Source organism: Streptomyces sp. NBC_00102 (genome assembly GCF_026343115.1).
In the GTDB taxonomy this organism is placed as follows: Bacteria; Actinomycetota; Actinomycetes; order Streptomycetales; family Streptomycetaceae; genus Streptomyces.
Map to the genome: position 1 here is coordinate 881,619 of NZ_JAPEMC010000001.1, position 25,355 is coordinate 906,973.

Here is a 25,355-nt window from a genome sequence, read left to right on the forward strand (position 1 = left end):
CCATAGGGATACGAAAGACATGCGGAACATCAGAGAACCGCGGTGAGAGGAGGCGTCCATGGGATCGGTACGCAAGGCGAGCGCCTGGCTGGGCCTCGTGGAGGACAACGACGAGCGCTACTACGACGACGAGTACTCCGAAGGCGCCGAGACCGGTACGCACGGCCAGGCATGGGTGACCGACCCCCGGGTGCAGGTCGCCTCCGAGGCCGCCGAGGAGCGGGAGCGCCGCATCGCCACGGTGACCCCGGACAGCTTCCGGGACGCGCGCACCATCGGCGAGCTCTTCCGGGAGGGCGTCCCGGTGATCCTGAACCTCACGGCCATGGACCCCGCCGACGCCAAGCGCGTGGTGGACTTCGCCGCCGGACTGATCTTCGGCCTGCGCGGTTCGATCGACCGGGTCGCCACCCGGGTCTTCCTGCTGACCCCGGCCCACACCCACGTGGTCAGCGGCGAAGCCTCCGGCCGCCGGACCGGCGGCTTCTTCAACCAGAGCTGAGCAGGGCGCTCGCCACGACGCCCCGGACACCGGCCCGCACGGGCGGGCGGCCCTACCGGAAGGCGTCCAGGCCGGTGAGCGCCTTGCCCAGCACCAGCTGGTGCATCTCGACGGTGCCCTCGTAGGTGAGCACCGACTCCAGGTTCGTCGCATGCCGCATCACGGGGTACTCCAGCGAGATCCCGTTGGCACCGAGGATGGTGCGCGAGGTGCGGCAGATCTCGATCGCCTCCCGCACGTTGTTGAGTTTCCCGAAGCTGACCTGTTCCGGGCGGAGCGAGCCCGCGTCCATCCGCCGGCCCAGATGGTGGGCGAGCAGGATGCCCTTGTGGAGCTCCACCGCCATGTCCGCGAGCTTGGCCTGGGTGAGCTGGAAGCCTCCGATGGGCCGGCCGAACTGCTCCCGGGTCCGCGCGTAGTCGACCGCCGCCTCGAAGCTCGACCGCGCGGCGCCCATGGCGCCCCAGACGATCCCGTACCGCGCGTGGTTCAGACAGCCGAGCGGGCCGCGCAGCCCCGTCACGCCCGGCAGCACCGCGTCGGCGGGCAGCCGCACCCCGTCCAGCACCAGTTCGCTGGTGACCGACGCGCGCAGCGACCATTTGTGGGTGATCTCCGGTGCGGAGAATCCGGGGGTGTCGGTGGGGACGACGAATCCCCGGACGCCCCGGCCCGCGTCGCCCTCGTCGGTCTGCGCCCAGACGACGGCGACCCCGGCGACCGAGCCGTTGGTGATCCACATCTTGCGGCCGGTGAGGATCCAGTCGTCGCCGTCCCGCTTGGCGTGGGTGCGCATTCCGGCGGGGTCGGAGCCGTGGTCGGGCTCGGTCAGCCCGAAGCAGCCGATGACCTCGCCGGCCGCCATGGCGGGCAGCCACCTCAGCTTCTGCTCCTCGGAGCCGTACCGGTGGATCGCGTACATGGCGAGCGAGCCCTGTACGGAGACGAGCGAGCGGATGCCCGAGTCGGCGGCTTCCAGCTCCAGGCAGGTGAGGCCGTACTGGACGGCCGAGGCGCCGGCGCAGCCGTACCCCTTCAGGGACATCCCCAGCGCGCCGAGCGAACCGAGCTCGCGGGCCAGCTCGCGGACGACGGGCAGTTCGCCCTTCTCGTACCATTCGGCGACGTGCGGCAGCACCCGGTCGGCCGCCCAGGCGCGGACGGACGCGCGGATCGCGAGGTCCTCGGGGTCGAAGAGGTCGTCGATGCCGATCGGGTCGCCCGGGTCGAAAGGCGGCGGCTTCGGCCGCTCGTGCTCGGTGCTCTGCATGGTGCCTCCGGCGGCTCGCGCGGTGTCCGGAGGCCGGACCGGGTACGGGCACCGGCCCCGGACACCAGAAACTAGCAGTGGTAGTCAGCGGCCGACGCTACGGCTCAGCGGGGCGTGCGTCCAGAGCCGGTGGCCTCGGCGACTTCGCGTCGCGCCGCGGGGACCCCGGGTGCGTTCGGGAGAGCCGCCCGGTCCTGGTGGTCCGGCGTACGGGGCCCTGCGATCCGGGGCTCCTCGCCCGTCCGGCACGGGTCGGTCGCGCACTCCATGGACCGCGGCAGCCGCAGCGCGGCCAGCGCGCCGAGCAGCAGCAGCCCGGCGCTGACCAGCAGCGTGAGGTGCAGACCGTGGACGAACGCGTGCCGCGCGGTGGACCGCACCAGCCCTCCGGCCGGTCCGCCGAGCCGGTCCGCCACCTGGTACGCCTCGCCGAGACTGTGCGAGGCGGCGCTGCCCGCCGAGACCGGTACGCCCTCCTTGTGCAGGGCGGAGAGGCCGGGGGCGTAGGCGGCGTTCATGACACTGCCCAGCAGGGCGATGCCGAGCCCCGCGCCGAGCTGGTACGAGGTCTCCCCGATCGCCGCGGCCCCGCCGGCCCGGTCCGCGGGGACGTCGTTCAGCATCGACTCGTAGGCGCCGAAGAGGGTGGTCTGCAGGCCGTATCCCAGCGCCACGAAGCCCGCGGTCAGCAGCGCCGGACGGTCGTGGCCGGCCATCAGGGTCAACAGCAGCACCGAGGCGGCCGTCAGCACGAAGCCGAACCCGACCATCCTGCGCGGGCCGAGGCGGCGCAGTGTGTACGTGCCGGTGGCACCGGCGGCCATCGCCGCGAAGGTCAGCGGGAGCAGCCGCAGCCCGGTCCGGAGCGGACTGAGGTCCAGGACGAGCTGGAGGTACTGGACGGCGATGAGTTCGAGGCCGACCAGGGCGAGCATGGCGAGGACGATGCAGCCGACCGCCGTGGAGAAGGCGGGCCGGGTGAACATGCCGATGTCGATCAGCGGATGCTCGCGCCGCCGCTGCCGGCGGACGAACAGGGCGAGGAAGAGCACCCCGGCCACCAGCGGGACGAGCGAGGCCGGATCGACGACGCCCTCTCCGGCACCCATCCGCTTGATGCCCAGGACGGCACCGAGCACGCCGACGGCGGCCATCAGCGCTCCGAGCACGTCCCACGGGCCCTCGCCGGAGCCGCGCGACTCGGGCAGCAGCCGGCGCCCGACCGGGAGCACCAGCACCATCAGCGGGACGTTGATCAGGAAGACCGATCCCCACCAGTAGTGCTCGACGAGGAAGCCGCCGATGACCGGCCCGGTGGCGGCGCCGACGGCGGCGACCGCCGTCCAGACCCCGATGGCGACGGCTCGCTCCCGCCGGTCCGGGAAGGCCTGGCGCAGGATCGACAGGGTGGCCGGCATGATCATCGCGCCGCCGACCCCGAGCAGGGCACGGGCCGCGACGAGTATCCCGGGGCTGCCCGCGAAAGCGGCGACCGCGGAGGCGGCGCCGAAGAGCGCGTAACCGCAGAGCAGCACCCGCCGTCTGCCGACCCGGTCCCCGAGGGTGCCGAAGAGGATCAGGAGCGAGGCGCAGACCAGGGGGTAGGCGTCCACGATCCACAGCAGGGCGACCGGGCCGGGTCGCAGGTCCTCGGTGACGGCGGGCACGGCGACGTGCAGCACGGTCGAGTCGAGTGCGACGAGCAGCAGGCTGAGGCAGAGGACGACGAGGACGGCCCAGCGGCTCCTGCCGGGGTGCCGTCCGGAGTCCCGTCCGGAGTCCCGTCCGGAGTCCCGTCCGGAGTTCTGTCCGGGGTCCCGTCCGGGGACGGGAGCCGTGCCGGAAGCGGCACTCGGACTCGTACCGGAGCCGGGAGTCCTGGCGGTGGCCGCGCTCGGGGCGCTTTCGGCCGTGTTTCTCCCCGACATCTGCGTACCTCCCATGTATCCCTCGCGCTCGGCGGACCGGAGCGGCAATGGTGCGCGGCGCCCCCGGGGCCCGGCATCGACGGGCGAGTGAGCGTCAGCGTACGCGAGAGGCCCTCAGTCACACGTGGCCCACCTCATACCCCCCACCCCAGGTGTTGTGGCGTGCACCACACCCGCCTCCCGGCAGGTGCCCGCCGCACCCCCGTCCAGGAGCGGCCCTCACCCCCGGACGGACGGGAGCCAGGAAAGCCGGGGGAAATGCGGGTCCCGAGTTCTTCGGCGAATTGGACCGACCGTCACGCGGCCTTGACGGAACTACCCGGAAGGAGGAGAGGACCCGATCCCGTTGTTTTTTCCCGTGGACCGGAAAACGGCACGTCCGGCGACCTGGGTCACATCACATCGTCATCACAAACCCGTGGGATCGATCGGGTCACACACTCACTCGCTGTAACGTCGATTGGGTGCGTACCGACATCTTTGCCCGGCTGGACCGGGAGCCGGAACCGCCGAAGATAGAGATCCCGCGGATGAGCCGTCACCGTGTGGCCCTCTTCGGCGGGACGTTGGCGTTCTATCTCGTCATCGTCCACTTGGTTCTGATCTCGTCGTGGCTGGTGGCTCTGGACTGGAAGGTCATGCTCTTCCGGCCCTACCAGCAGTGGCCGTCGCTGCACGCCTTCCTCGACTACTACGTCGTGCTGGGGCAGCGGGGACCGACCGCCGTGATGATCGCGAGCTGGCTCGGCTGGCGGTCCTGGCGGCAGCACACCCTGCGGCCCCTGCTCACGCTCGGCGCCGCCCTGCTGCTGCTCAACGCGTCGGTGGGAGGCGTCAAGTACTCCCTCGGGCGGCTCGGCCCGCACTACGCGACGCAGATCGGGTCGGCCGAACTCTTCGCCGGCGGCGATATATTTCCGTCCGGCCACACCGCGAACGCCGTCGTGACCTGGGGAATCCTCGCCTATCTGGCCACCACGCCGAGGGCCAGGCGCTATCTCTCGGCCATCTCGGCGACGGTGTCCCTGGGCGTGGGCCTCACCACCGTGTACATCGGCACGCACTGGCTCAGCGACGTCCTGCTGGGCTGGGCGGCAGGGCTGCTGGTCCTCCTGGCACTGCCCTGGACGGAGCCGCTCATCACCCGCGCCGAGCGGCTGATCCTGGCCGCGCGCGAGCGCTGGCGGCAGCGTGGCGGCCGGCGGGCCCGCGTCTCCGTCCCGGTCGCCGCCGGCGGGCCCCGGCCCGTGCTCCCGCTCGCGGAGGAGCACGGTGAAGCCGCCACCGGGGGTACGGAGACCGTTCCGGGGCTCATGCCAGCCGGCGCCTCCGCCCGTACCCGCCCGGCCGCGCACGGGGCGTATCCGGTGCGCACGGAGCGTTCCCCGGGAGTCCCGGCCGGTTCCCGGCGTCCGTCGCATCCGGACCGCCCGCCGCGCGGCACCGCCACGGCCCCGGCCCGCCCGTTGTCGGGTGGCTGAACACGGTCCGCACCCCATGGCTCAGGCCCCGGCTCCCGCCGGGGCCTGAGCCATGTCCGGGCCGGGGCGGACGGGCCGCGTACGGATGACCGGCGGCCGGGCGGCGTGCGGGGGGATCAGCCGATCCAGCAGCGGGTCACGGAGCCGTTCTCGATCTGGAAGTTGATGCGCCCCGTGCGGAACTCCATGGTCAGGAACGTGCCCGGGGGTACGGCCCGGACCGTGGTCCAGCCGTGTGCCACGGCCCGCCGTTCGGCGGTCGTGGTGTCGAGGCCGACGTACGGCTCGGGCGGGTCGTCGGGCTGGGCGGGCGGAGTCGGTAGGGATGCCATACGTTCCACCGTAGAGCGCTCGGGGCGCCCCCGGGCAGGCTCGGGACACGTTCGCCGACCCCTTCCGGGTGGGGCATCGGTCACACTTGTGTCACAAGATCCACATCGATAATCCGCTCGAACATTCGACTCGAAAGAGTCGCCCGGTGAAGCGAAAAAGATAAAAGCGGTCGCCCCGCGAACCCATCGGCGGGACAGGAAAACCGAACGGCCGGACGCGGGGGAAGACCTGGTCCGCAGCGTTCCTCCGGGTATTCACGGACATGGGGATGTCGCCCGGAATTCGCACGCCCTTATGCCGGACTTACCCGTTCACACCATTCCCTCACATCTCTCGGCGGCGCGTCCACTATGCGGAATGCCCCGACCTGCGCAACGCCGAGGTCAGGCGATCGCGGGCGGCCAGGATGCGCCTGTTCAGCTCCGGCGGCTCCACGACCGCGAACTCGAATCCCGTCATCAGCACGTGGATCACCAGCACGTCCAGGCTCGCCGCCCCCGAGGTGAGCAGGCAGCTTCCGTCGTCGACGGGCTCCAGCACACCCGCGGAAGGACTGATCCGGGAGGCCGCCTCCTCGGCGGAGACCATCAGCCGCACCACCCCCCGGACCGGGTAGGCGGTGGTCGAGACGCCCCGCGACACATAGGCGGCCAGGTCCTCGGCCGGGGGCTGCCGGGGCGTGAAGCGGGAGCCGTGCGGCGGGGTCGGGGTGATCCGGTCGGCCCGGAAAGTACGCCAGTCCTCCCGGTCCACGTCCCAGGCGACCAGGTACCAGCGGCGCTCCGCGCACACCAGCCGGTGCGGTTCCGCGTGCCTGCGCGACTCCGTGCCCCCGTGGTCCCGGTAGGTGAAGCGGAGCCGCCGGCAGTCCCGGCAGGCGCCCGCGAGCTCGGTCAGCAGCCCGGGGTCCACGGCGCTCCCCTCCGGCCCGGGCCCGCGCATCATGGGCACCGTGAAGGCGCTCAGCGCGCCCACCCGGCGGCTCAGCCGGTCCGGCAGCACCTGCTCGACCTTGGCGAGTGCGCGGACCGAGGTCTCGCCGATGCCCTCCACCCCGTTGCCCGCGGCCGTACGCAGCCCGACCACCACCGCCACGGCCTCGTCGTCGTCCAGCAGCAGCGGGGGCAGCGCCGCCCCGGCACCGAGCCGGTAGCCGCCGCCCGTGCCCGGGCCGGCGTGGACGGGGTAGCCGAGCTCGCGCAGCTTGTCGACGTCCCGCCGCACGGTGCGCGGGGTGACGCCGAGTCGTTCGGCCAGCTGGTGTCCGGTCCAGTCGCGGTGGGCCTGGAGGAGCGAGAGCAGGCGCAGCAGTCGTGCCGAGGTCTCCAACATGCCGGGGAGTCTGCCAGCCCTCGCGGACAGCTTCCGTCCGCGAGGGCCGCGGACCTGAGACAGGAGCCCCCGCGGACCTGAGACCGAAGTGCTCGCGGACCTGGGACAGGAGTGCCCGCGGACGCGTGACCGGAAGCGCACGGACGCGGGGACCGGAGTACCCCCGGACGCGGGACGGCGCTCCCGGCCGGCCGGCGGGCGGGCCTGTGGACCGGTCCCGTCCGGACCTCCTGACGGAGGGCCCGCTCGGACGCGCCGTCGAAAATCGTACGGACGCTGCCACCGATGCTGTACGCGCGCCGGACCGGAAGACCCCGGCGGGCCCCCCGGGCGCGCGGCCGCAGCCGGCCCCGGCGGCACCCCGCGAGGGCGGGCCGACCGGGCACGGAGCCCGGAATTCCGGTCCCGTCCCTCCCCCGCACGGCTGCTCCGGCCGCCCGCCCCGGGCACCCTACGGGGCCGGGTTCCCGCCGTTCGGTGGTTCTTCGGGCGTGACCCGGGCGACGGATCGTCCGTTGTTCTTGCATGAGCCGGGACCCGCCCGGCCACGCACCGACTCCTAGGAGCGACCCGTGCCGCGCATGCTCGACGTCAGCGAGGACGTACGCGCCGAAATCGGCGACGCCGAAGCAGACCGGCTGCTCGTCGGCGACAACGCCCCGGGCAGCTACGACTGCACCTCCTGCCGCACCCCCGGCGACTCGGAGCAGGAACGCACCAGCACCGTGCTGTTCGTGGGCGACGAGACGGCCGTGCTGGCCTTCGCCCACGCCTCCTGCATCCCGTCCCAGGTCGTGCGCGTCGCGGAGGACCAGCTCCAGGGCGCGGTGCGCAGCATCACCGGCAGCGAACCGCAGAACCCGGAGGGTCCCATGCCCGAACAGGCCGTCCTCGGCATCACCAGCGGACTCGTCCTCATCGAGGACGACCTCCGCCCGGCCCTGGTCGTCGAGCCGACCGGCCCGATCGCCCGGCCCGGCACCGACGGCAGGGGGGGCGACGAATTCCTCCAGCTGCTCCAGGAGCAGGGCTTCCGTCAGTCCTACGACCTCGACCGGCTGCCCGCGCCGCTGCCCGGCTGGTCGGTACTGCTGGCCGTCGGCCGGCTGCACGCCGTGCTGCAGCCGGGCACCGGCGGCGGTACCCCCGTCGCCTGGTGGCAGGCGCACCAGCCGCTCCAGGTCACCGACGGGTGGCGTGCGGCGGCCAACAAGTCGCAGCAGGTCCTCGTCTTCGCCGCCCCGGCGGGGGCGATCGGCCAGCAGCCCCGCGAGGATCTGCTGAGGGACGCGCTGGACAAGGCGGCGGTCAACGGTCTGCTCGTCGCGGCCTCCATGCCGCTGGCCGGTACCTGATCATGTCCACTCCTCCCGCCGGTCTCCGTCGCGTGGCGTTTTCTCCTCCCGGGCCGCATCCGACGGAGGCCGGGGTCGTTGGCCCTTATGTGCACTCATACGACCCGCCCCGCCAGCATCTGAGTCCGATCCCCGGCATGCGTCCCTCCAGGGACCTCCCGGGGGGCTCATCGCCCACCCCGATCTACGACGCGCTGTACTCCGAATACCTGCGGTCGTTCCGGGCGCTTCCGGGTGATCGCAGCGGCGAGGAGGGCCTGAGCTTCCTGAACTTCGGAAGTCCGGGCAGGCTCGTCGGCCGCCCGGGGAGCTTCGGGCACGCGGCCGCCGCGGCGCAGCAGGGGCGTACGGCCGCCCAGAGCGGCGTCGTGGGCACGGCCGGCGCCTGGCAGCGGGTGGGCCGGCACGCCGGGCGCCCGCAGCCGGCGGCGCTCCCCCCGGGCTCGCGGGAGCCCTGAGGGGGACGGCCGCAGCCTCGCGGAGCCGGTCTTCACCGCGAAGGTCCGGCGAACAGGTCCACCGAGCGAGTCCGCGCGAGGGAGACCCGCACGGGTCCCACGGCACGACGGAGCCCCGGACGCTTCCCTCTCCGAGAGGGGGGAGCGTCCGGGGCTCCGTCGTGTACCGGCACTTCGTGCGCCGGTACGAAGTGCTACTTGTTGCGGCCGCGCTTCTCGCGGACCCGCACCGACATGTGGATCGGGGTGCCCTCGAAGCCGAACTCCTCGCGCAGACGGCGCTCCACGAAGCGGCGGTAGCCGTGCTCCAGGAAGCCGGAGGCGAAGAGGACGAACCGCGGCGGCTTGGTGCCCGCCTGGGTGCCGAAGAGGATGCGGGGCTGCTTTCCGCCGCGGACCGGGTGCGGGTGGGCGGCGACGATCTCGCCGAGGAAGGCGTTGAGCCGGCCGGTGGGGATGCGGGTCTCCCAGCCCTCGATGGCCGTCTCGATCGCCGGTACCAGCTTCTCCATGTGCCGGCCGGTCATCGCGGAGACGTTGACCCGGGGCGCCCAGGCGATCTGCGCGAGCTCCGTCTCGATCTCACGCTCCAGGTAGTAGCGGCGCTCCTCGTCGAGGGTGTCCCACTTGTTGAACGCGACGACGATCGCGCGTCCGGCGTCCACGGCCATGGTGACGATGCGCTGGTCCTGGACGCTGATGGACTCGCTGGAGTCGATCAGGATGACGGCGACCTCGGCCTTTTCCAGCGCGGCGGCGGTACGCAGCGAGGCGTAGTAGTCCGCGCCTTCCTGGAGGTGGACGCGGCGGCGGATACCGGCCGTGTCGATGAACTTCCAGGTGATGCCGCCGAGGTTGATCAGCTCGTCGACCGGGTCACGGGTGGTGCCCGCGAGCTCGTTGACGACGACGCGGTCCTCGCCGGCGACCTTGTTCAGCAGCGAGGACTTGCCGACGTTCGGGCGGCCGATGAGCGCGATGCGGCGCGGGCCCCCGAGGGGGGTGCCGCCGAAGCGCTGGGCCGGAGCGTCGGGCAGGGCTTCGAGGACGGCGTCCAGCATGTCGCCGGTGCCGCGGCCGTGCAGCGAGGAGACCGGGTGGGGCTCGCCGAGACCGAGGGACCAGAGGGCGGTGGCGTCGGCCTCGCCGCTCTGGCCGTCGACCTTGTTGGCGCAGAGCACGACGGGCTTGCCCGCCTTGCGCAGCAGCCTGACGACGGCCTCGTCGGTGTCGGTGGCGCCGACCGTGGAGTCGACCACGAAGACGACCGCGTCGGCGGTCTCGATGGCGTACTCCGCCTGGGCGGCGACGGAGGCGTCCAGCCCCAGCACGTCCTGCTCCCAGCCGCCGGTGTCGACGACCTTGAAGCGGCGTCCGGCCCACTCGGCCTCGTACGTGACGCGGTCACGGGTGACGCCGGGCTTGTCCTGGACCACTGCCTCACGGCGGCCGATGATGCGGTTCACCAGCGTCGACTTGCCGACGTTGGGGCGGCCGACGACGGCGAGGACGGGCAGCGGGCCCGCCGCGGCCTCGTCGAGGGCGCCCTCGATGTCCTCGGGGTCGAAGCCTTCCTGCGCGGCGAGCTCCATGAACTCCGCGTACTCGGCGTCGCCAAGTGCTCCGTGCTCGTGGTCCGAGCCGTCGGAGTGAATCTGGTCGTTCATGAAGTCCGTTCCTCTGTGCGTCATCATCGATGGGCCGCGGTGACGCGGCTCACTACTCAGGTCTTGACCGGACGCCCGGTGAGGCGCCTGGCGTCTTCCAGGTGCGCGGCCAGCTTCCGCTGGATCCGCACGGTGGCCTCGTCCAGGGCCTTGCGGGTCCGGCGCCCGCTGCCGTCCCCCGCGTCGAACGCGTCGCCGAAGACCACGTCCACCCGGCTGCGCAGCGGGGGCAACGCGGATATCAACCGTCCGCGGGCCTCCGTGCTTCCCAGGACCGCCACCGGGACGATCGGTGCCCCGCCGCGCACCGCGAAGTACGCGAGCCCGGCCCGCAGAGAGGCGAAGTCGCCCTCGCCCCGCGTGCCCTCGGGAAAGATCCCGAGCGCCCCGCCCTCCGCCAGGACGCCGAGCGCCTGGGTGATGGCGGTGCGGTCGGCGGCCGTGCGGTCCACCTTCAGCTGACCGATTCCGCGCAGGAACGGGTCGAGGGGGCCGACGAACGCCTCTTTTTTGATCAGGAAGTGCACCGGCCGGGGCGCGGTACCCATCAGCATCGGTCCGTCGATGTTGTGCGAGTGGTTCACCGCGAGTATGACGGGTCCGGCGGACGGAACCCGCCAGGCACCGAGGACCCGGGGCTTCCACAGCCCGTACATCAGCCCGATGCCGATGCCGCGCCCCACGGCCGCTCCGCGTTCGGAGGGCACCGGGGTGGCTTCCGTCACTTCGCGGCCCGCTTCTCCTCGACGAGGGTGACGACGCACTCGATGACCTGGTCCAGGGTCAGCTCGGTGGTGTCCACCTCGACGGCGTCGCCGGCCTTGGCGAGCGGGGAGGTCTTGCGGCCGGAGTCGGCCGCGTCCCGCTTGATCAGGGCTTCCTTGGTGGCGGCGACGTCCGCGCTCTTCAGCTCCCCGCTGCGGCGGGCGGCGCGGGCCTCCGGCGAGGCGGTGAGGAAGATCTTGAGGTCGGCGTCGGGCAGCACGGTGGTACCGATGTCCCGGCCCTCCACGACGATGCCCAGCCCGGCGCGCGCGGCGATGGAGCGCTGGAGCTCCGTGATCAGGGTGCGCACCTCGGGGACCGCGCTGACGGCGCTGACCGCGGAGGTGACCTCCTGCGTGCGGATCGGTCCGGAGGCGTCCTCGCCGTCGACGGTGATCGTCGGGGCGGCCGGGTCGGTGCCGGAGACGATCACGGGCTTGGCGGCCGCGTTCGCGACGGCGGCCGCGTCGGACACGTCGATGTCGTTGGTCAGCATCCACCAGGTGATCGCCCGGTACTGCGCACCGGTGTCCAGGTAGCTCAGGCCGAGCTTGGCGGCGACGGCCTTGGAGGTGCTCGACTTGCCGGTGCCGGAGGGGCCGTCGATGGCGACGATCACAGCGGAGCTTGCGGTTTCCACGGCGGTGGGCACCTTCCTGGTACACGGGGCGAGGACGGTCGGGACAGGGCCGACCCACGGACGGCCCACCCCAAGGTTACCGAGTGTGGGGGACACACCTGTACCCCGATCGGACGCACCCCGGCGGGGACCGGCTCCGACGCCCCGTACCAGGGTGCCTCACGGGGCGTACGGGACCCGGGGCCGTCTCTCAGGGCCGGAGCGACCAGCCGCGCTCGGTGAGGGCGGCGCCGAGGGCGGCCGCGGCGCTGGGTTCGACCATGAGCTGGACCAGGCCCGCCTGCTGGCCGGTGGCGTGCTCGATCCGGACGTCCTCGATGTTCACCCCGGCCCGTCCGGCGTCCGCGAAGATCCGGGCGAGCTCGCCGGGACGGTCGCTGATCAGGACGGCGACGACCTCGTACGAGGCGGGGCCGGCGCCGTGCTTGCCGGGGACCCGGACGCGGCCCGCGTTGCCACGCCGCAGGACGTCCTCGATGCCCTCGGTGCCCGAGCGGCGCTTCTCCTCGTCGGCGGACTGCAGGCTCCGCAGGGCCCGTACCGTCTCGTCGAGGTCGGTGGCGATACCGGCCAGTACGTCGGCGACCGGGCCGGGGTTGGCGGAGAGGATCTCCACCCACATCCGGGGGTCGGAGGCGGCGATCCGGGTGACGTCGCGGATGCCCTGCCCGCACAGGCGTACGGCCGTCTCGTCGGCCTCCTCCAGCCGGGCGGCGACCATCGAGGAGATCAGCTGCGGGGTGTGCGAGACGAGGGCGACCGCCCGGTCGTGCGCGTCGGCGTCCATCACCACGGGGACGGCCTTGCAGACCGCGACCAGTTCCAGGGCGAGGTTGAGCACCTCGGTGTCGGTGTCCCGGGTCGGGGTGAGGACCCAGGGGCGGCCCTCGAAGAGGTCCCCGGTGGCGGCGAGGGGGCCGGAACGCTCCTTGCCGGCCATCGGGTGCGTACCGATGTACGGGGTCAGGTCGATTCCCAGCGCCTCCAGCTCGCGGCGCGGGCCGCCCTTGACGCTCGCCACGTCGAGGTACCCCCGGGCGACGCCGCCGCGCATGGCACCGGCCAGCACCGACGCGGTGTGCGCGGGCGGTACGGCGACGACCGCGAGGTCCACCGGTCCCTCCGGCGGCTCCTCGGTACCGGCCCCGAGCGCCGCGGCGGTGCGGGCCGAGGCGGGATCGTGGTCGGCGAGGTGGACATGGATGCCACGGCCGGCCAGGGCGAGGGCGGCGGAGGTGCCGACCAGTCCGGTACCGATGACGAGCGCGGTTCTCACTGGGCGATGTCCTTGCGGAGGGCGGCGGTGGCGCCGAGGTAGACGTGCTGGATCCGCGACCGGGGGAGGTCGGTCTCGATGTGGGCGAGTATCCGGACCACCCGGGGCATGGCCCCCTCGATCTCGAGTTCCTGGGCGCAGAGCAGCGGGACATCGACGATACCGAGCCCGCGGCGCGCGGCGGCCGCCGGGAAGCCGTTGCGGAGGTCGGGGGTGGCGGTGAACCAGATGCTGATGAGGTCCTCGTGGCTCAGTCCGTTGCGCTCCAGCACCGCTGCGAGCAGCGCGCCCACCCGCTCGTCCATCTCCCCGGGCTCGTCCCGGTCCAGCTGGACGGCTCCACGGACCGCTCGTACCGCCACGTCGCTCTCCCTCGCCCGCTCGTCCCCGTCGACGCACTGGGACCAGAGTAGAGGGGCGGTCCGGCGGGTGGGACCGGTGTTTCTCTCCGTGAGACGCGGTCGGTCGCCGCCGGACCGTGGGGGCCCGGGCCCGTGGGGCCGGCGGGCGGGCGTTCCGGTCGGCCACCCGGGTGGCGGCGGCCCGGTTGCTTCGCCCGGGGCGCGTACGGCGCCACGATGCGTGGTGCCGGGGCGGCTTCGCCCCGGGCGGGGACGGATACGGGCGGCGGGCCGGGTGAAGACCGGCGGCGGTCGCCGCGAGCGAGGGAGCGGACCATGGACGCACGGCGCAGGGCGGTCCTGACGGCGGGAGCCGCGGGCGGGGCGGCGCTGATGACGGGCTGCGGGTCGTCGGACGGCGGCGGGGACACGGAGAGCTCCCCGGCCTCGACACCCGCGACGGCGTCTCCGACCGTCGGCGGGGGTACGGAGCTGGCCAGGACCTCGGACATCCCGGTGGGCGGCGGGAAGATCTTCAAGGAGCGGAAGATCGTGGTGACCCAGCCGAAGGACGGCGAGTTCAAGGCGTTCTCGGCCGTCTGCACCCACGCCGGCTGCCTGGTGACGACGGTCGCGGACGGCACCATCGACTGCCCGTGCCACGGCAGCAGATACAGCATCACGGACGCGGCGGTGGAGGCCGGCCCGGCAACCCGCCCGCTCCCGGCCGAGAAGATCACGGTCAGCGGCGGCTCCATCCGGACGGCCTGAACGGCGGGGTGGTCAGGGCCGGTAGGGCCCGTCCGGAGCCTGAACGGCCGGGCGGCCGATCGCCGTCCGGACCCGGCCCACCCGTTACTCCCGGAGGAGTTCCGCCACGAGGGCGGCCTCCGCGACTTCGGGCCGGGGATGGGCCGCCAGTTCGCGGAGCAGGGCGGCCCGGCGCTCCCCGGTGGCGCCCCGGCCGGACGCCGTCACCAGCCGGACAGCGGCGAGCCCCGCCGGGCCCGATCCCTCGGCCAGCAGGCCAGCGACCACCGCGTCGACCGCCTCCTCCGGCGGCGCGCCCGGTGTGCCCGGTGGCCGGCCCGGCAGGGTGTCCAGGCAGCCCGGACGGTCCCCGGCGAGCGCCAGCCACCGCTCCCAGCGCCGCATCGAGGCATCCCCTTCGGCGAGGGCTGCCGTCGCCGCCTCCAGGGCGGCCCGGGACGCGGTGTGCGCAAGCCCGGCCCGCTCCAGCGCGTCGGCCAGCACCTCGTGCGCGGCGACCGGCCCTCCGGACGCGGACCGGAACGCGTCGAGCAGCACCGCCAGGGCCACCCGCCGCTCGACCGGGCCGCCGCTCCCCGGGTCCGACGCGGCGAGCGCCCGTTCCAGCGCGGTCCGTCCGTCCGGATCTCCCGCGAGACGGACGAGCGTCTGGAGAACCGCGCCCCGTACCCGGCGCGGACGCCGGGCGTCGGCGGCCACCGTGACGAGCCGCTCGGCCACCTCGGGTTCCAGCGGTCCGACGTGCGCCAGGGCCCGGGCCGCCTCCACCGCCACGGCCGCGTCCTCGGCGGCGGCAGCCCGGGCGAGGAGGTCCCGTCGGGCGCGCCGGGCCTCCGGCCGGACCGGACGCGCGGCAAAAAGCCGCTCGCTCAGGGCGGGGTGGCCCAGCCCGTCGAAAAGCCGCCGTGCCACTTCCGGGTCGTCCGTCCACCCGGCGAGCGCCGGCACCATCGCCGCACGGACGTCGCGGTGCTGGCCGGGTACGTCCCAGCCTGCCAGCAGCGCGTCGAAGGCGGCACCCCGCCGGTCGCGGTCCATGGCCGCCAGGCCGTACGCGGCGGACTTCCGGCTTCCCACCGAGCCGCCCGTACCGGCGAGGACCGCTCCCAGCCGTCGTACGGCCTCGGTGTCGGACACAGTGCCGAGGAGCGCGGCCGCCCCGGCCATCGCCGCCCTGCCACGCACTCCACCGGCGGAGGCGAGGTCGAGCAGGTGGTCCAGGGTCGTGGGGTGCGCGTCCGCTCCTCCGCGCCCGGCCGCCAGGGTGCCGAGCGCGGTGAGCGCGGCGGCTGCCACCGGCTGCGGCGCGTCCACCGCGATCCGGTCGAGTTCCCCGGGGTCGCCGAGCAGCGCTGCGGCGCCGGTCCGCTCCCGCAGCGGCGCGCGGTCGTCCGCCGCGACCCGGACGAGGTGCGCGTCGAGCAGGGCCCGTTGCTCCGGCAGCAGCCGGCCCGGTGAGCGCCCCTCCTGGCGGGGCACCCAGTGCGCGGGAAGGCCGGCGCCGAGCACCGCGCCGAGCAGATCGGTGCGCCGACGGGCGAGGGTCCGCCAGACGAGCGGGACGGCGACGAGAGTGACGTCGGCGGCGAGCAGCCGGGCCAGCCGTTCTTCCCGGGTCGCGGGGTCGCGGAGCCACAGCGTCGCGGCGGCCTCGCGTACGGGCGCCGGTCCCGCGAGCGCCGACCGTCCGGTCCCGGCGTCCAGCTCGGTCAGCCGGGGCAGGCTGGGCGCCAGCAGTGCGGCCAGGAGGACCAGGTCGTCACTCACCGGGGCGGAGAGCCGTTCCCACAGGGCCTCGGCCTCGGTGCCGGTCAGCGCCAAGGGGCGTACGGGTCCGCCGTGCCGGGGATCGGCGAGGACCGGCAGCAGGAGTCCGGCGACGGCGGCGGCCCGGTCGGCGTCCTCGCGGCGGGCGGCCGACTCCAGTACCCGGCGCAGCCAGTGCTCGGCGGCGGCGAGGGTCTCGTGCGTCGTGTCCCTGGACTGGGCGGTGGTCGTCGCCGCGTCCCGCAGTACGGCGAACGGCACGGCGGGAATGAGGTGTCCGGGTGCCCTTCCGGCGGCCAGCAGGGCGTTCCGGCGCACGGACTCCTGGTCGTGCCAGGCCCGTTCGCAGCTCTCCAGGACGCGTGCGTACTCCACCGGGTCACCGTGCAGCGCGGCACACGCCAGGAGGGCCGGCCATCCGAGGGCCCGTTCGAGCGGCCGGTGTGCGTCCGTGAGTTCCCTCAGCACGGGTCCGGCCTCCTCGAAGGGGAGCAGGGCCGCCAGCAGGGACCGGTGCATGAGGCGGCGGGGCAGGGGCGACCACCGCTCGGCGATCGTCTGCGCGCGGTCGGCCGGGGAGAGCGAGGCGAGCACCCCGAACCCCGTCGGCCCGCGGAACCGCCCGTCCGGTTCGAGGCGCTCCTCGGCCACGCGACGTCGTTCCCGCGGAGGCAGCATGGCGATCAGGGGCTGGGGCTCCTGGCGGATGGCCCGGTCGGGGAACCTGGTGAAGTCGTCGACGTGCAGGACCCGGGCGAGCAGGAGGAGATCCTCGCCGTCGCACGCCTCCAGCGCCCGCCGTGTGCGCGGGGGCAGCGGGCCGTCCTCCAGCGGTACGCGGGTGGTCCCGGTGCGCCGCAGGACCGCGGCCAGTTCGGCCGGCCGGGCGAGCAGGGCCATGGCGGCGCGTCCGCCGATCAGGTGCGGTGCCCGTTCCATCAGGAGCATCCCGGCCGCCGGATCGCGCTGGGCGATCGTGGTGGTGGTCGCGCTGCCGCCCTCGCGCCGTGCCCGGGCGTCGGCCGGCCCACCTGCCAGGTGCTCCGCCAGCGCGCCGGGAGCGGTACGCGCCAGGACGTGCAGGACCTCGGACGGCACCCGGCCCACCCTGCCGAGCCAGTGACGGACCGTCGCGGGCGTGCACGCCGCGAGCAGCCGGACCGTGTCCTCGTCGCCGTGGCGGGCGTGAACACGTGCGACCAGCCGGTCGGCGAGGGCGTGACGCCGGGAGTGCCGCAGGACGCCGTAGGTGTCCCGGCGCACGGACGCCGGGCCGTGGAGGGCCAGGTCCTCCAGGGCGTGGTCGGGTACGGGGAGCCGGACGGCGGCCGAGAGCGCGCGCCGCCTGAGCAGCGGGTCGGCGAGGGCTGCGGTCACGACGGCGAGGTCGCGGCGGACGGTGGCGAGGAAGAGGGCGAGTACCCGGTCGTCCGGGGTGCCGGAGTCCAGTCGGGTGTAAGCGGCGCGGTAGCCGGCCTCGTCCAGGGAACGGGTGTGCACGGCGATGGCCCGCATCCGGGCCGGGTGGGGCAGGTGGTCGAAGTCGATCGACACGTGGGACTTCTTCTCTGGGTGGGTGCGTCGTCGCGGAGCACCGCGGAACGGCGAGCGACTGACGCGCGATGTTCGCACCCCGGGCACCGCCGGCACAAGGAAAATCCGGGGCACCGCCACCGCTCCCCCGCGTAGCCTCGCACCCATGACCAGCCCCGATGCCGAGACCCTCGTCCGCGACCACACGGTCTACTCCTGCGTGATGGGGTCGCGGGCGTTCGGTCTCGCCACGGAGGGGAGCGACACCGACCGGCGTGGGGTGTTCCTCGCGCCGACCGCGTCGTTCTGGCGGTTCGAGAAGCCGCCGACGCATGTGGACGGCCCCGCGCCGGAGCAGTTCTCCTGGGAGCTGGAGCGTTTCTGCGGACTGGCCCTGCGCGCCAACCCGAACGTCCTGGAGTGCCTGCACTCCCCGCTGGTGGAGCGGATCGACGACACCGGCCGCGAGCTCCTCGCGCTGCGCGACGCCTTCCTCTCCCGGGAGGCGTACGCCACCTTCACCCGGTACGCGACGGGTCAGCGCCGGAAGCTGGAGGCCGACGGGCGGACGCACGGCGCGCCGCGCTGGAAGCACGCCATGCATCTGCTGCGGCTGCTGATGTCCGCCGGGGACCTGTTGCGTACGGGGGTGCTGACGATCGACGTCGGCGAGCGGCGGGAGGAGCTGCTCGCGGTGAAGCGGGGCGAGGTGGAGTGGCCGGAGGTCGAGCGCCGGATGACGCGGCTGGCCGGGGAGTGCGAGGCGGCCCTCGGCCGGTCCCCGCTGCCGGCCCGCCCCGACCGGGCCCGGGTCGAGGACTTCCTCGTCCGGACCCGGCGGGCGTCGGCACTGGGCGGTGGGTGAAAAGCCGGAGGGGTGGCCGGGACGGAGTCCGGAACCGGGGCTTCGGCAGGGCCCGGAGCGGCGGCTGAAGGTTCGCCGGCCGTCGGCTCAGGGCTCCGAGGGGCGCTCCAGAGACACCTTCGGCAGCCTCGCGCGAGCGTTGGCCGAGGTCGACGTCCGGGAGCCCCGCACAGCTGCCGTCCGGTATCGCCCCTGCCGCTCCAGAATCCGTGTCCACGGGCCAAGGATTCCGGAGGCCGCACCTCAGCGGTCCCAGAGCGCCCCCAGCGACAGCAGGTCGCTGCGGTACTCGATCCGCTCGGCCCACTCCTCGGGCCAGGCAGAGGCTCCGAGGTGGGCGCCGGCGAGCGCCCCGGTGAGGCAGGCCAGCGAGTCGGAGTCGCCCCGGGTGCAGGCGGCCCGGCGCAGAGCGGTGACGGGTTCCTCGGGGAAGAGCAGGAAGCAGTGCAGGGCGGTCGCGAGGGCCTCCTCGGCTATCCAGCCGTCCCCGGTGCGCTCGCAGGGGTCGGTCTCCGGGGAGGGGTCGCGCAGCGCGTCCTGGACGCGGGTGAGCACGTCCAGGCACTCGTCCCAGCCGCGCTGGATGTAGGACTGGGCGGAGGCGTCGTGGGTGTGGCGCCACAGGTCGCCGAGCCAGTGCTCGTGGTAGCGGCTGCGGTTGTCGTACGCGTAGCTGCGCAGTTGTCCGACGAGGCCGAGGGGTTCGGCGCCCTCGGCGAGCAGGTGGACGGCTCGGGCCGTCAGGTCGGAGGCGGCGAGGGCGGTGGGGTGGCCGTGGGTCAGGGCGGCCTGGAGCTGAGCCGCTCCGGCGCGCTGTTCGTCGCTGAGTCCGGGTACGAGTCCGACGGGGGCGACGCGCATGTTGGCGCCGCACCCCTTGGAGCCGGTCTGGCTGGCCTCCTGCCAGGGGCGGTCGCCGTCGAGGAGTTGGCAGGCGATCAGGCAGGTGCGGCCGGGGGCACGGTTGTTGTCCGGCGAGTGGTACCAGTCGACGAACTCTTCCCGGACCGGCCGGACCAGCCGGAGCGGAGTGAGCGGGCCCCGGTCCATGGCGGTGCGGATGCCCCGTCCGAGGGCGAGGGTCATCTGGGTGTCGTCGGTGACGAACGCGGGCCGGGGAAGGTCCATTTGGCGCCACGGGCCGCACTTGGCGAGGATGGACGGCACGTCGTTGAACTCGGTCGGGAAGCCCAGTGCGTCGCCGAGGGCGAGCCCGACGAGGGAGCCGGTGGCGGCCTGTTCGGTGCGGGTCCTGGTGGCGGTCATGGGGTTCTTCCTTCCGGACGCAGGAGCGGTGGGTGCAGGGCGGTGGCGTGGCCCGCCCGGTAGAGGGCGGCGGGTTTGCCGCGCCCCCCGGTGCGGCGCGGCGGTCCTTCGACGGCTTCGACGAAGCCGGAGGTGGCGAGTACCTTGCGCCGGAAGTTGGGGCGGTCGAGGGCGGTGCCCCAGACGGTTTCGTAGACCTGCTGGAGCTCGCCGAGGGTGAACTCGGCGGAGCAGAACGCCGTTGCCAGGCAGGTGTATTCGAGCTTGGAGCCGATGCGGTCGTGGGCGTCGGCGAGGATGGTGTCATGGTCGAAGGCGAGCGGTGCGGGCACCCCGGTGGTCCCCTCGCCGAACTCCCACCAGCGGGCGCTGACCGCGTCGCCGCCGCCGCGCGGTTCGGGCAGGTCCGGCAGGAGCGCCGCGTACGCGACGGAGACGACCCGCATCCTCGGGTCGCGGTCCGGCTCGGTGTAGGTGCGCAGTTGTTCGAGGTGGACCTCGCCGACCGCTCCCTCGTCCAGGCCCGTCTCCTCGGCCAGTTCGCGGCGGGCGGCCTGCGGGGCGGACTCACGGGGGGCGACGAACCCGCCGGGCAGCGCCCAGCGCCCCTGGTACGGTTCCTCGCCGCGTTCCACGAGCAGCACGTGGAGCCGCCCTTCGCGGACGGTGAAGACGGCGAGGTCGACGGTGACGGCGAACGGGGTGAAGGAGTACGGGTCGTAGCCCTCCGGGGCTCCTGCGGCCTCTTCGGGTCCGGTGGCCGGGGTCTTCATCGTCGCTCCGGGAGTGGCGGGTTGAAGTGCCAGCCGGACGCGATGAGTTCGTCGACGGCGGCGACGGCGGTGGCGAGCCGCTCTTCGCGGGAGCCGGTGACTTCCACGAACCGGCGTCCGGTGCGGGTGAGTTCGGCACGGAAGCGTTCGGTCATCCACGGCCGCAGCTCCTCGCCGTCGCGCAGTCCGTCGTCCTCGAAGGGGACGCCCTCGTGGTCGGTGAGCAGCCACAGGTGGTGGTCGACGCGGTCCGCGGTCGCCTCGACGCGCGGGTTGCGCCCACCGACGTACCGCTCGTGCCAGACGGTGGTGGCGAAGGAGTCCGTGTCGCAGAAGAGCACCGGTGAACCGGTCCGCGCGGCGGCCTCCTCGCGGTCGTTCTGGACGGCGGCGATCAGCGGGAAGTCGCCGGTGGTGAAGACGACGTCCTCCCACTGGGCGCCGGGGTGGTCGGCGCGCAGGGCGGCGAGTTTCTGTTCGCTGAACTCCCGTCCGTACTCCGGCACACTGCGGGTCCGGGCCCACACCCCGCCGCGCCGCCGGTAGTGCTCGGCCAGGGCGAGCGTCAGGGTGGTGGTGCCGGTGGACTCGGCGCCGAGCACGACGACCCGGCGGGCGAGCGCGGCACGTACGGGCGGCCCCAGGAAGTCCCAGCAGGCGACGGGGTCTTCGCGGACCGCCGTGCCGGAGACGGGGAAAGCGGTCCGGTCCGGATCGACGGAGACCGGCTCGGCGCCGAAGCGCAGGGCGAGTTCGCCACCGTACGCCTCCGAGGAGAAGACGGCGTCGACCCGTTCGGGGACGGCGGCGGTGAACACCGCCATGTGCGCGTCCCAGATCGCGGGGTCGTGGACGTCCATGCGTATGTCGTCCACCGCGCCCACGACCGTGGCGGCGGGGTGGGTCTCGCGCATCCAGGCGACCCGGTCGGCGAGCGGCACCGATTCGACGCCGGCGGCGCAGACGAGGACGGTCAGCCGCTCGCAGCGGTCCTGGGCGGTACGGACGAGATGGTGGTGGCCGGCGTGCGGCGGGTAGAACTTGCCGAGCACCAGGCCGTGGGCGTACTCCTTCACGCCGCCACCTCCGCGGGGGCGGCCGGACGGTCCGCCGCACCGGCGTCCGCGGCGAGGTCGCGCCGCCAGGAGCGCAGCCCGGCCACGCAGAGCGCGAGGAAGCCGACGTACAGCAGTGAGGTCAGATACAGGCCCTTGTGGGCGTAGAGCGGGATGTAGACGAGGTCGGCGGCGATCCACAGCCACCAGGACTCGACCCGCTTGCGGCTCTGCCCGTAGGTCGCCATCAGGGAAAGCGCGGTCGTCACCGCGTCCCAGAACGGCACGGTCGAGTCGGTGGCGCGGGAGAGCAGCAGGGTCAGCGCGAGGGTCCCCACCGCCCCCGCCGCGAGCAGCCAGGTCCATTCGGTGCGCGGCGTCGTGCGCACCGGCAGGACGGGTGCTCCTGGTCCACCCCCGTGGGTCCAGGTCCACCAGCCGTACGCGGCGAGGGCGATGAAGGCGATCTGAAGTCCGGCGTCGGCGTAGAGGCCGGACTGCGCGAACAGCAGGACGAAGAAGAGGTTGTTGGCGATGCCGACCGGCCAGTTGGCCGTGTGCCGGCGCACCACGAGCCAGACGCAGAGGGCCCCGCTGCCGAAGCCGAGCACCTCGGTCCAGCTGACCGGGGTGTCCAGCCAGGTGAACAGGGGCTCCTGCAGGGGGTCGAGAACATCCGCGAGACTCATGCCCGCCTCCTTAATGGTCACTCTGACTATAAAGGTGGGGCGGGGCATGCGAAAGGCCCGCGGCCGATTCTGTCCGGAAAGTTCGGACAGAACCGGCCGCGGGCCTTCGGAAGGGAGCCAGTGGTGGCTCCCCGGGTGCTACAGACCGACCTCGCGCATCAGCATGCCGACCTCGGTGTTGGTCAGGCGGCGCAGCCAGCCGGACTTCTGGTCGCCCAGCGGGATCGGCCCGAAGGAGGTCCGCACCAGGCGGTCGACCGGGAAGCCGGCCTCGGAGAGCATCCGGCGGACGATGTGCTTGCGGCCCTCGTGGAGGGTCACCTCGACCAGGTAGTTCTTGCCGGTGTTCTCGACGACGCGGAAGTGGTCGGCGCGGGCGTACCCGTCCTCCAGCTGGATGCCGTCCTTGAGCCGCTTGCCCAGGTCGCGCGGGAGCGGGCCCTGGATCGCCGCGAGGTACGTCTTCTTCACGCCGTACTTCGGGTGGGTGAGGCGGTGGGCGAGCTCACCGTGGTTGGTGAGCATGATGATGCCCTCGGTCTCGGTGTCCAGCCGGCCGACGTGGAAGAGCCGCGTCTCACGGTTGGTGACGTAGTCGCCGAGGCACTGACGGCCGTCCGGGTCCTCCATCGAGGAGACGACGCCGGCCGGCTTGTTCAGCGCGAAGAAGAGGTACGACTGGGTCGCGACGGTCAGTCCGTCGACCTTGATCTCGTCCTTCTGCGGGTCGACGCGCTTGCCCTGCTCCAGCACGATCTCGCCGTTGACCTCGACGCGCGCCTGCTCGATCAGCTCCTCGCAGGCCCGCCGCGAGCCCATGCCGGCCCGGGCGAGGACCTTCTGCAGCCGCTCGCCCTCCTGCTCGGCGCCCGGGTGGGTCCTGACCACCTTGAAGTCCGGCTTGTCCGCGTACCGGTCGCGGTTGCGCTGCTCGATCTTCGCGTCCAGCTCGCGCGGCCGGGCCTGGCCCGAGGGGCCGCGCCGGAAGCCGCCGCGGGCGTTGCCGGGCTGCGGGGACTTCGGTCCGCCCTTGGCGCCGCCGCGGGCCGAGGCGCCGCGACCCTTGCGGGCTTCGCTGTCGCCGGCGCCCGACGAGCTGGTCGAGGGGCCCACGTCGTAACGGCGCTCCTCCGGGCGGGGGCGGCGCGGACGCTGCTCCTGCTGGTCGTCGCGCCCGCCGCGGCCCTGGGCCGGCCCGCGGCCGCCCTGACCGCCCTGACCGCGGCCGCCCTGGCCACCGCCCTGACCGCCGCCCTGGGGCTTCCGGAAGGACCCGCCGCTACCGCCCCGGGGGTTCCGGTTGCCGCCGCCGCTGCTGCCGCTTCCGCTGTTCCTGCCACTGCTTCGCATCAAAATTCCGTCTTGTCGTCTGCGTGAGTATCCGGGGTGTCCGGTGCGTCCGGATCGAACGACGGCACACCCTCTAGCGTCTCAGCCTCGATCGCGTCCGCCTCCGGGAGGAAGGGAGCGAGTTCCGGGAGCTCGTCCAGACCACGCAGGCCCATACGCTCCAGAAAGTAGTTCGTCGTCCTGTACAGGATCGCACCTGTTTCGGGTTCCGTCCCCGCCTCCTCGACCAGAGCGCGCTGGAGGAGGGTCCGCATGACCCCGTCGCAGTTCACTCCGCGCACCGCCGAAACCCTCGAACGGCTGACCGGCTGCCGGTACGCGACGACCGCCAGGGTCTCCAGTGCCGCCTGGGTGAGACGGGCCTGCCGACCGTCCAGGACGAAGCTCTCCACGGCCTCCGCGTAGGCGGGCCGGGTGTAGAACCGCCAGCCTCCCGCGACGAGCCTCAGATCGAATCCGCGGCGCTGGACGGTGTACTCGTCCGCCAGCTCCCGCAACGCCAGGGCCACGGCCCTCGGCGGCCGCTGGAGGACCTTGGCGAGGTGCTCCTCGGTGGCCGGCTCGTCCACCACCATCAGCACCGCCTCCAGGGCGGGCTTCAGTTCAAGGTCCGCGACGCTCCCGGACCCGGCGGGCTCCGCGTCGTGACCGGGATCCGCCTCGTCCGCGAACCCCCGCGCCACGCCGGGCGCGGGTGCGCCCCCGTGCTCCGTTCCGTCCGTGGTTCCGGCGAATCCGTCGACTCCGCTCACGATTCCACGCCCTCCTCGGTGTCCGGCTGGACTTCCTGGTCGAACTCGTCCGTCACGACGGGCTGTGCGCCCTCTTCGCCGCACCACCGCACGAGAAGCTCGCCGAGCGCCTCCTCCTGGTCCAGCGCGACCGCCTTCTCCCGGTACAGCTCCAGCAGCGCGAGGAAGCGGGCCACCACCGTGAGGGTGTCCCCGGCGTCCTCGGTGAGCTCCCGGAAGCTGGCCGCGCCCGAAGCCCGCAGGAGCTCGACCACGATCCCCGCCTGCTCGCGCACGCTGACCAGCGGCGCGTGGATGTGGTCCACGTACACCTGCGGCTCGGGCCGGGGCTGCATGGCCTTCGCGGCGAGCCGGGCGAATCCCTCGGGGCCGATGCTGAGAACGACCTCGGGCAGCAGCGCCGCGTGGTGCGGCTCCAGCCCGACCGTACGGGGGAAGCGGCGCGCCTCGGCGTCCAGCCGGTCGCTGAAGATGTCGGCGACCCGCTTGTACGCCCGGTACTGCAGCAGCCGCGCGAAGAGCAGGTCACGCGCTTCCAGGAGAGCGAGGTCGGCCTCGTCCTCGACCTCGGCGGTGGGCAGCAGCCGGGCGGCCTTGAGGTCGAGCAGGGTCGCGGCGACGACGAGGAACTCGGTGGTCTGGTCGAGGTCCCAGTCCGCGCCCATGGCGCGGATGTGGGCCATGAACTCGTCGATGACCTTGGAGAGCGCGACCTCGGTCACGTCGAGCCGGTGCCGGGTGATCAGCTGGAGCAGCAGGTCGAAGGGGCCTTCGAAGTTCGCCAGCCGTACGGTGAACCGCCGGCCGTCCTCCGGCGCCCCCTGAGGGCCCTCGGACGGCCCGGGAGGCGCCTCGGGCACCTCGGACGCCGCGGGCGGCTCCGGGGGCGCTGGAGGCGTGTGCAGCGCCTCGGGGGCGGCGGTCGACTCGTCGGCCGCCGGGGCCCCGGGAATCACGGGAGCGGGCGCCGACGCGTCCGGCCCCGGCTCGTCCGGTGCCGCCCCTGCCGCCCCCGGCCCGCGTCCGAGGGCGCGGCGGCGCGGGGTGGCGGAGTCGTCGGTCGTCGGCAACGGCAAAGTCACAGTCCAGGTGTACGGCGGGCGGCGGACCGGCCGTGTCGTGCGCTCGCGCACGGGCCCGGCGTCCGGCGGGGAGCGGGAGCCGGCCACGCGGGGCGGGCGGCAGG

The 25,355-nt window shown here is 73.6% G+C and carries 23 protein-coding genes; 6 read left to right on the forward strand and 17 right to left on the reverse strand.

The window, feature by feature from the left end:
* The first annotated feature begins 58 nt into the window (after window positions 1–58).
* Window positions 59–502 (forward strand): cell division protein SepF, encoded by a 444-nt coding sequence (locus tag OHA55_RS03960; RefSeq protein WP_266702820.1) that lies wholly within the window; start codon window positions 59–61, stop codon window positions 500–502.
* Between the two features lie 52 nt (window positions 503–554).
* Here OHA55_RS03960 and OHA55_RS03965 read toward each other — a convergent pair whose 3' ends face one another.
* A complete protein-coding gene (locus OHA55_RS03965; protein WP_266702822.1) occupies window positions 555–1,772 on the reverse strand; it encodes an acyl-CoA dehydrogenase family protein in 1,218 nt (405 codons plus the stop codon).
* Between the two features lie 104 nt (window positions 1,773–1,876).
* Entirely contained in the window at window positions 1,877–3,700 is a 1,824-nt protein-coding gene (locus tag OHA55_RS03970; protein WP_266702824.1) for an MFS transporter, read from the reverse strand.
* Window positions 3,701–4,164: 464 nt separating this feature from the next.
* Here OHA55_RS03970 and OHA55_RS03975 point away from each other — a divergent pair, with 464 nt between their 5' ends.
* On the forward strand, window positions 4,165–5,181 hold the full coding sequence (locus OHA55_RS03975; RefSeq protein ID WP_266702826.1) for a phosphatase PAP2 family protein: 1,017 nt from the start codon (window positions 4,165–4,167) through the stop codon (window positions 5,179–5,181).
* 116 nt (window positions 5,182–5,297) lie between these two features.
* Here the strand turns inward: OHA55_RS03975 and OHA55_RS03980 are convergent, their stop codons facing one another.
* Both OHA55_RS03980 and OHA55_RS03985 read right to left on the reverse strand, forming a co-directional pair.
* Window positions 5,298–5,513, reverse strand: coding sequence for an I78 family peptidase inhibitor (locus OHA55_RS03980; protein ID WP_266702828.1), 216 nt, complete (start codon window positions 5,511–5,513; stop codon window positions 5,298–5,300).
* A 349-nt stretch (window positions 5,514–5,862) separates the two neighbouring features.
* Window positions 5,863–6,846: a YafY family protein gene (locus OHA55_RS03985; protein ID WP_266702830.1), complete on the reverse strand. Its 984-nt coding sequence runs from the start codon at window positions 6,844–6,846 to the stop codon at window positions 5,863–5,865.
* A gap of 572 nt (window positions 6,847–7,418) precedes the next feature.
* Here OHA55_RS03985 and OHA55_RS03990 point away from each other — a divergent pair.
* Together OHA55_RS03990 and OHA55_RS03995 are read left to right on the forward strand one after the other, a co-directional pair.
* A complete protein-coding gene (locus OHA55_RS03990; RefSeq protein WP_266702832.1) occupies window positions 7,419–8,201 on the forward strand; it encodes a hypothetical protein in 783 nt (260 codons plus the stop codon).
* A gap of 137 nt (window positions 8,202–8,338) precedes the next feature.
* Window positions 8,339–8,659 carry a hypothetical protein gene (locus OHA55_RS03995; protein WP_266702833.1) on the forward strand — a complete coding sequence of 107 codons (321 nt, stop codon included), beginning with the start codon at window positions 8,339–8,341 and terminating at the stop codon, window positions 8,657–8,659.
* 194 nt (window positions 8,660–8,853) lie between these two features.
* Here the strand turns inward: OHA55_RS03995 and der are convergent, their stop codons facing one another.
* From der to aroH, 5 genes are all read right to left on the reverse strand, one after another.
* Window positions 8,854–10,326 carry a ribosome biogenesis GTPase Der gene (der, locus tag OHA55_RS04000; RefSeq protein ID WP_266702835.1) on the reverse strand — a complete coding sequence of 491 codons (1,473 nt, stop codon included), beginning with the start codon at window positions 10,324–10,326 and terminating at the stop codon, window positions 8,854–8,856.
* A 56-nt stretch (window positions 10,327–10,382) separates the two neighbouring features.
* Window positions 10,383–11,051 (reverse strand): 1-acyl-sn-glycerol-3-phosphate acyltransferase, encoded by a 669-nt coding sequence (locus tag OHA55_RS04005; protein WP_266702836.1) that lies wholly within the window; start codon window positions 11,049–11,051, stop codon window positions 10,383–10,385.
* Complete coding sequence (gene cmk, locus OHA55_RS04010) at window positions 11,048–11,743, reverse strand: (d)CMP kinase (protein ID WP_266702838.1); 696 nt, start codon at window positions 11,741–11,743, stop codon at window positions 11,048–11,050. Before cmk ends, OHA55_RS04005 begins: the two co-directional genes overlap by 4 nt.
* A gap of 178 nt (window positions 11,744–11,921) precedes the next feature.
* A complete protein-coding gene (locus OHA55_RS04015; protein ID WP_266702840.1) occupies window positions 11,922–13,007 on the reverse strand; it encodes a prephenate dehydrogenase in 1,086 nt (361 codons plus the stop codon).
* The gene (gene aroH, locus OHA55_RS04020) at window positions 13,004–13,369 is read right to left on the reverse strand and encodes a chorismate mutase (RefSeq protein WP_266702842.1); all 366 of its coding nucleotides are present in this window, start codon (window positions 13,367–13,369) and stop codon (window positions 13,004–13,006) included. The genes OHA55_RS04015 and aroH overlap by 4 nt, the downstream gene beginning before the upstream one ends.
* Before the next feature lie 315 nt (window positions 13,370–13,684).
* On the opposite strand from aroH, the gene OHA55_RS04025 reads away from it, so the two are divergent.
* Window positions 13,685–14,119 (forward strand): Rieske (2Fe-2S) protein, encoded by a 435-nt coding sequence (locus OHA55_RS04025; protein WP_266702844.1) that lies wholly within the window; start codon window positions 13,685–13,687, stop codon window positions 14,117–14,119.
* A gap of 84 nt (window positions 14,120–14,203) precedes the next feature.
* Here OHA55_RS04025 and OHA55_RS04030 read toward each other — a convergent pair whose 3' ends face one another.
* Window positions 14,204–17,440: a hypothetical protein gene (locus OHA55_RS04030; RefSeq protein WP_266702846.1), complete on the reverse strand. Its 3,237-nt coding sequence runs from the start codon at window positions 17,438–17,440 to the stop codon at window positions 14,204–14,206.
* Between the two features lie 145 nt (window positions 17,441–17,585).
* On the opposite strand from OHA55_RS04030, the gene OHA55_RS04035 reads away from it, so the two are divergent.
* Complete coding sequence (locus OHA55_RS04035; protein WP_266702848.1) at window positions 17,586–18,284, forward strand: nucleotidyltransferase domain-containing protein; 699 nt, start codon at window positions 17,586–17,588, stop codon at window positions 18,282–18,284.
* Between the two features lie 243 nt (window positions 18,285–18,527).
* Here the strand turns inward: OHA55_RS04035 and OHA55_RS04040 are convergent, their stop codons facing one another.
* From OHA55_RS04040 to OHA55_RS04070, 7 genes are all read right to left on the reverse strand, one after another.
* Window positions 18,528–19,550, reverse strand: coding sequence for an ADP-ribosylglycohydrolase family protein (locus tag OHA55_RS04040; protein WP_266702850.1), 1,023 nt, complete (start codon window positions 19,548–19,550; stop codon window positions 18,528–18,530).
* Window positions 19,547–20,323: an NUDIX domain-containing protein gene (locus tag OHA55_RS04045; RefSeq protein WP_266702852.1), complete on the reverse strand. Its 777-nt coding sequence runs from the start codon at window positions 20,321–20,323 to the stop codon at window positions 19,547–19,549. Before OHA55_RS04045 ends, OHA55_RS04040 begins: the two co-directional genes overlap by 4 nt.
* Complete coding sequence (locus OHA55_RS04050; RefSeq protein WP_266702854.1) at window positions 20,320–21,399, reverse strand: AAA family ATPase; 1,080 nt, start codon at window positions 21,397–21,399, stop codon at window positions 20,320–20,322. Before OHA55_RS04050 ends, OHA55_RS04045 begins: the two co-directional genes overlap by 4 nt.
* Entirely contained in the window at window positions 21,396–22,067 is a 672-nt protein-coding gene (pnuC, locus tag OHA55_RS04055) for a nicotinamide riboside transporter PnuC (RefSeq protein ID WP_266702856.1), read from the reverse strand. Before pnuC ends, OHA55_RS04050 begins: the two co-directional genes overlap by 4 nt.
* A gap of 138 nt (window positions 22,068–22,205) precedes the next feature.
* Window positions 22,206–23,417, reverse strand: a complete 1,212-nt coding sequence (locus tag OHA55_RS04060; protein ID WP_266702858.1) for a pseudouridine synthase — start codon at window positions 23,415–23,417, stop codon at window positions 22,206–22,208.
* A complete protein-coding gene (gene scpB / locus OHA55_RS04065) occupies window positions 23,417–24,019 on the reverse strand; it encodes an SMC-Scp complex subunit ScpB (RefSeq protein ID WP_266710405.1) in 603 nt (200 codons plus the stop codon). Before scpB ends, OHA55_RS04060 begins: the two co-directional genes overlap by 1 nt.
* Window positions 24,020–24,165: 146 nt before the next feature.
* Complete coding sequence (locus OHA55_RS04070) at window positions 24,166–25,239, reverse strand: ScpA family protein (RefSeq protein ID WP_266710406.1); 1,074 nt, start codon at window positions 25,237–25,239, stop codon at window positions 24,166–24,168.
* Window positions 25,240–25,355: the final 116 nt, after the last annotated feature.

Excerpts from the sequence above, each read along its gene's own strand:
- OHA55_RS03995 (WP_266702833.1), top strand. The coding sequence starts at position 8,339 with ATGCGTCCCTCCAGGGACCTCCCGGGGGGCTCATCGCCCACCCCGATC.
- der (WP_266702835.1), bottom strand. The coding sequence starts at position 10,326 with ATGAACGACCAGATTCACTCCGACGGCTCGGACCACGAGCACGGAGCA.
- OHA55_RS03985 (WP_266702830.1), bottom strand. The coding sequence starts at position 6,846 with ATGTTGGAGACCTCGGCACGACTGCTGCGCCTGCTCTCGCTCCTCCAG.
- pnuC (WP_266702856.1), bottom strand. The coding sequence starts at position 22,067 with ATGAGTCTCGCGGATGTTCTCGACCCCCTGCAGGAGCCCCTGTTCACC.
- OHA55_RS04060 (WP_266702858.1), bottom strand. The coding sequence starts at position 23,417 with ATGCGAAGCAGTGGCAGGAACAGCGGAAGCGGCAGCAGCGGCGGCGGC.
- OHA55_RS03960 (WP_266702820.1), top strand. The coding sequence starts at position 59 with ATGGGATCGGTACGCAAGGCGAGCGCCTGGCTGGGCCTCGTGGAGGAC.
- OHA55_RS04025 (WP_266702844.1), top strand. The coding sequence starts at position 13,685 with ATGGACGCACGGCGCAGGGCGGTCCTGACGGCGGGAGCCGCGGGCGGG.
- OHA55_RS04040 (WP_266702850.1), bottom strand. The coding sequence starts at position 19,550 with ATGACCGCCACCAGGACCCGCACCGAACAGGCCGCCACCGGCTCCCTC.
- OHA55_RS03970 (WP_266702824.1), bottom strand. The coding sequence starts at position 3,700 with ATGTCGGGGAGAAACACGGCCGAAAGCGCCCCGAGCGCGGCCACCGCC.
- OHA55_RS04045 (WP_266702852.1), bottom strand. The coding sequence starts at position 20,323 with ATGAAGACCCCGGCCACCGGACCCGAAGAGGCCGCAGGAGCCCCGGAG.
- OHA55_RS04035 (WP_266702848.1), top strand. The coding sequence starts at position 17,586 with ATGACCAGCCCCGATGCCGAGACCCTCGTCCGCGACCACACGGTCTAC.
- OHA55_RS03965 (WP_266702822.1), bottom strand. The coding sequence starts at position 1,772 with ATGCAGAGCACCGAGCACGAGCGGCCGAAGCCGCCGCCTTTCGACCCG.
- OHA55_RS03980 (WP_266702828.1), bottom strand. The coding sequence starts at position 5,513 with ATGGCATCCCTACCGACTCCGCCCGCCCAGCCCGACGACCCGCCCGAG.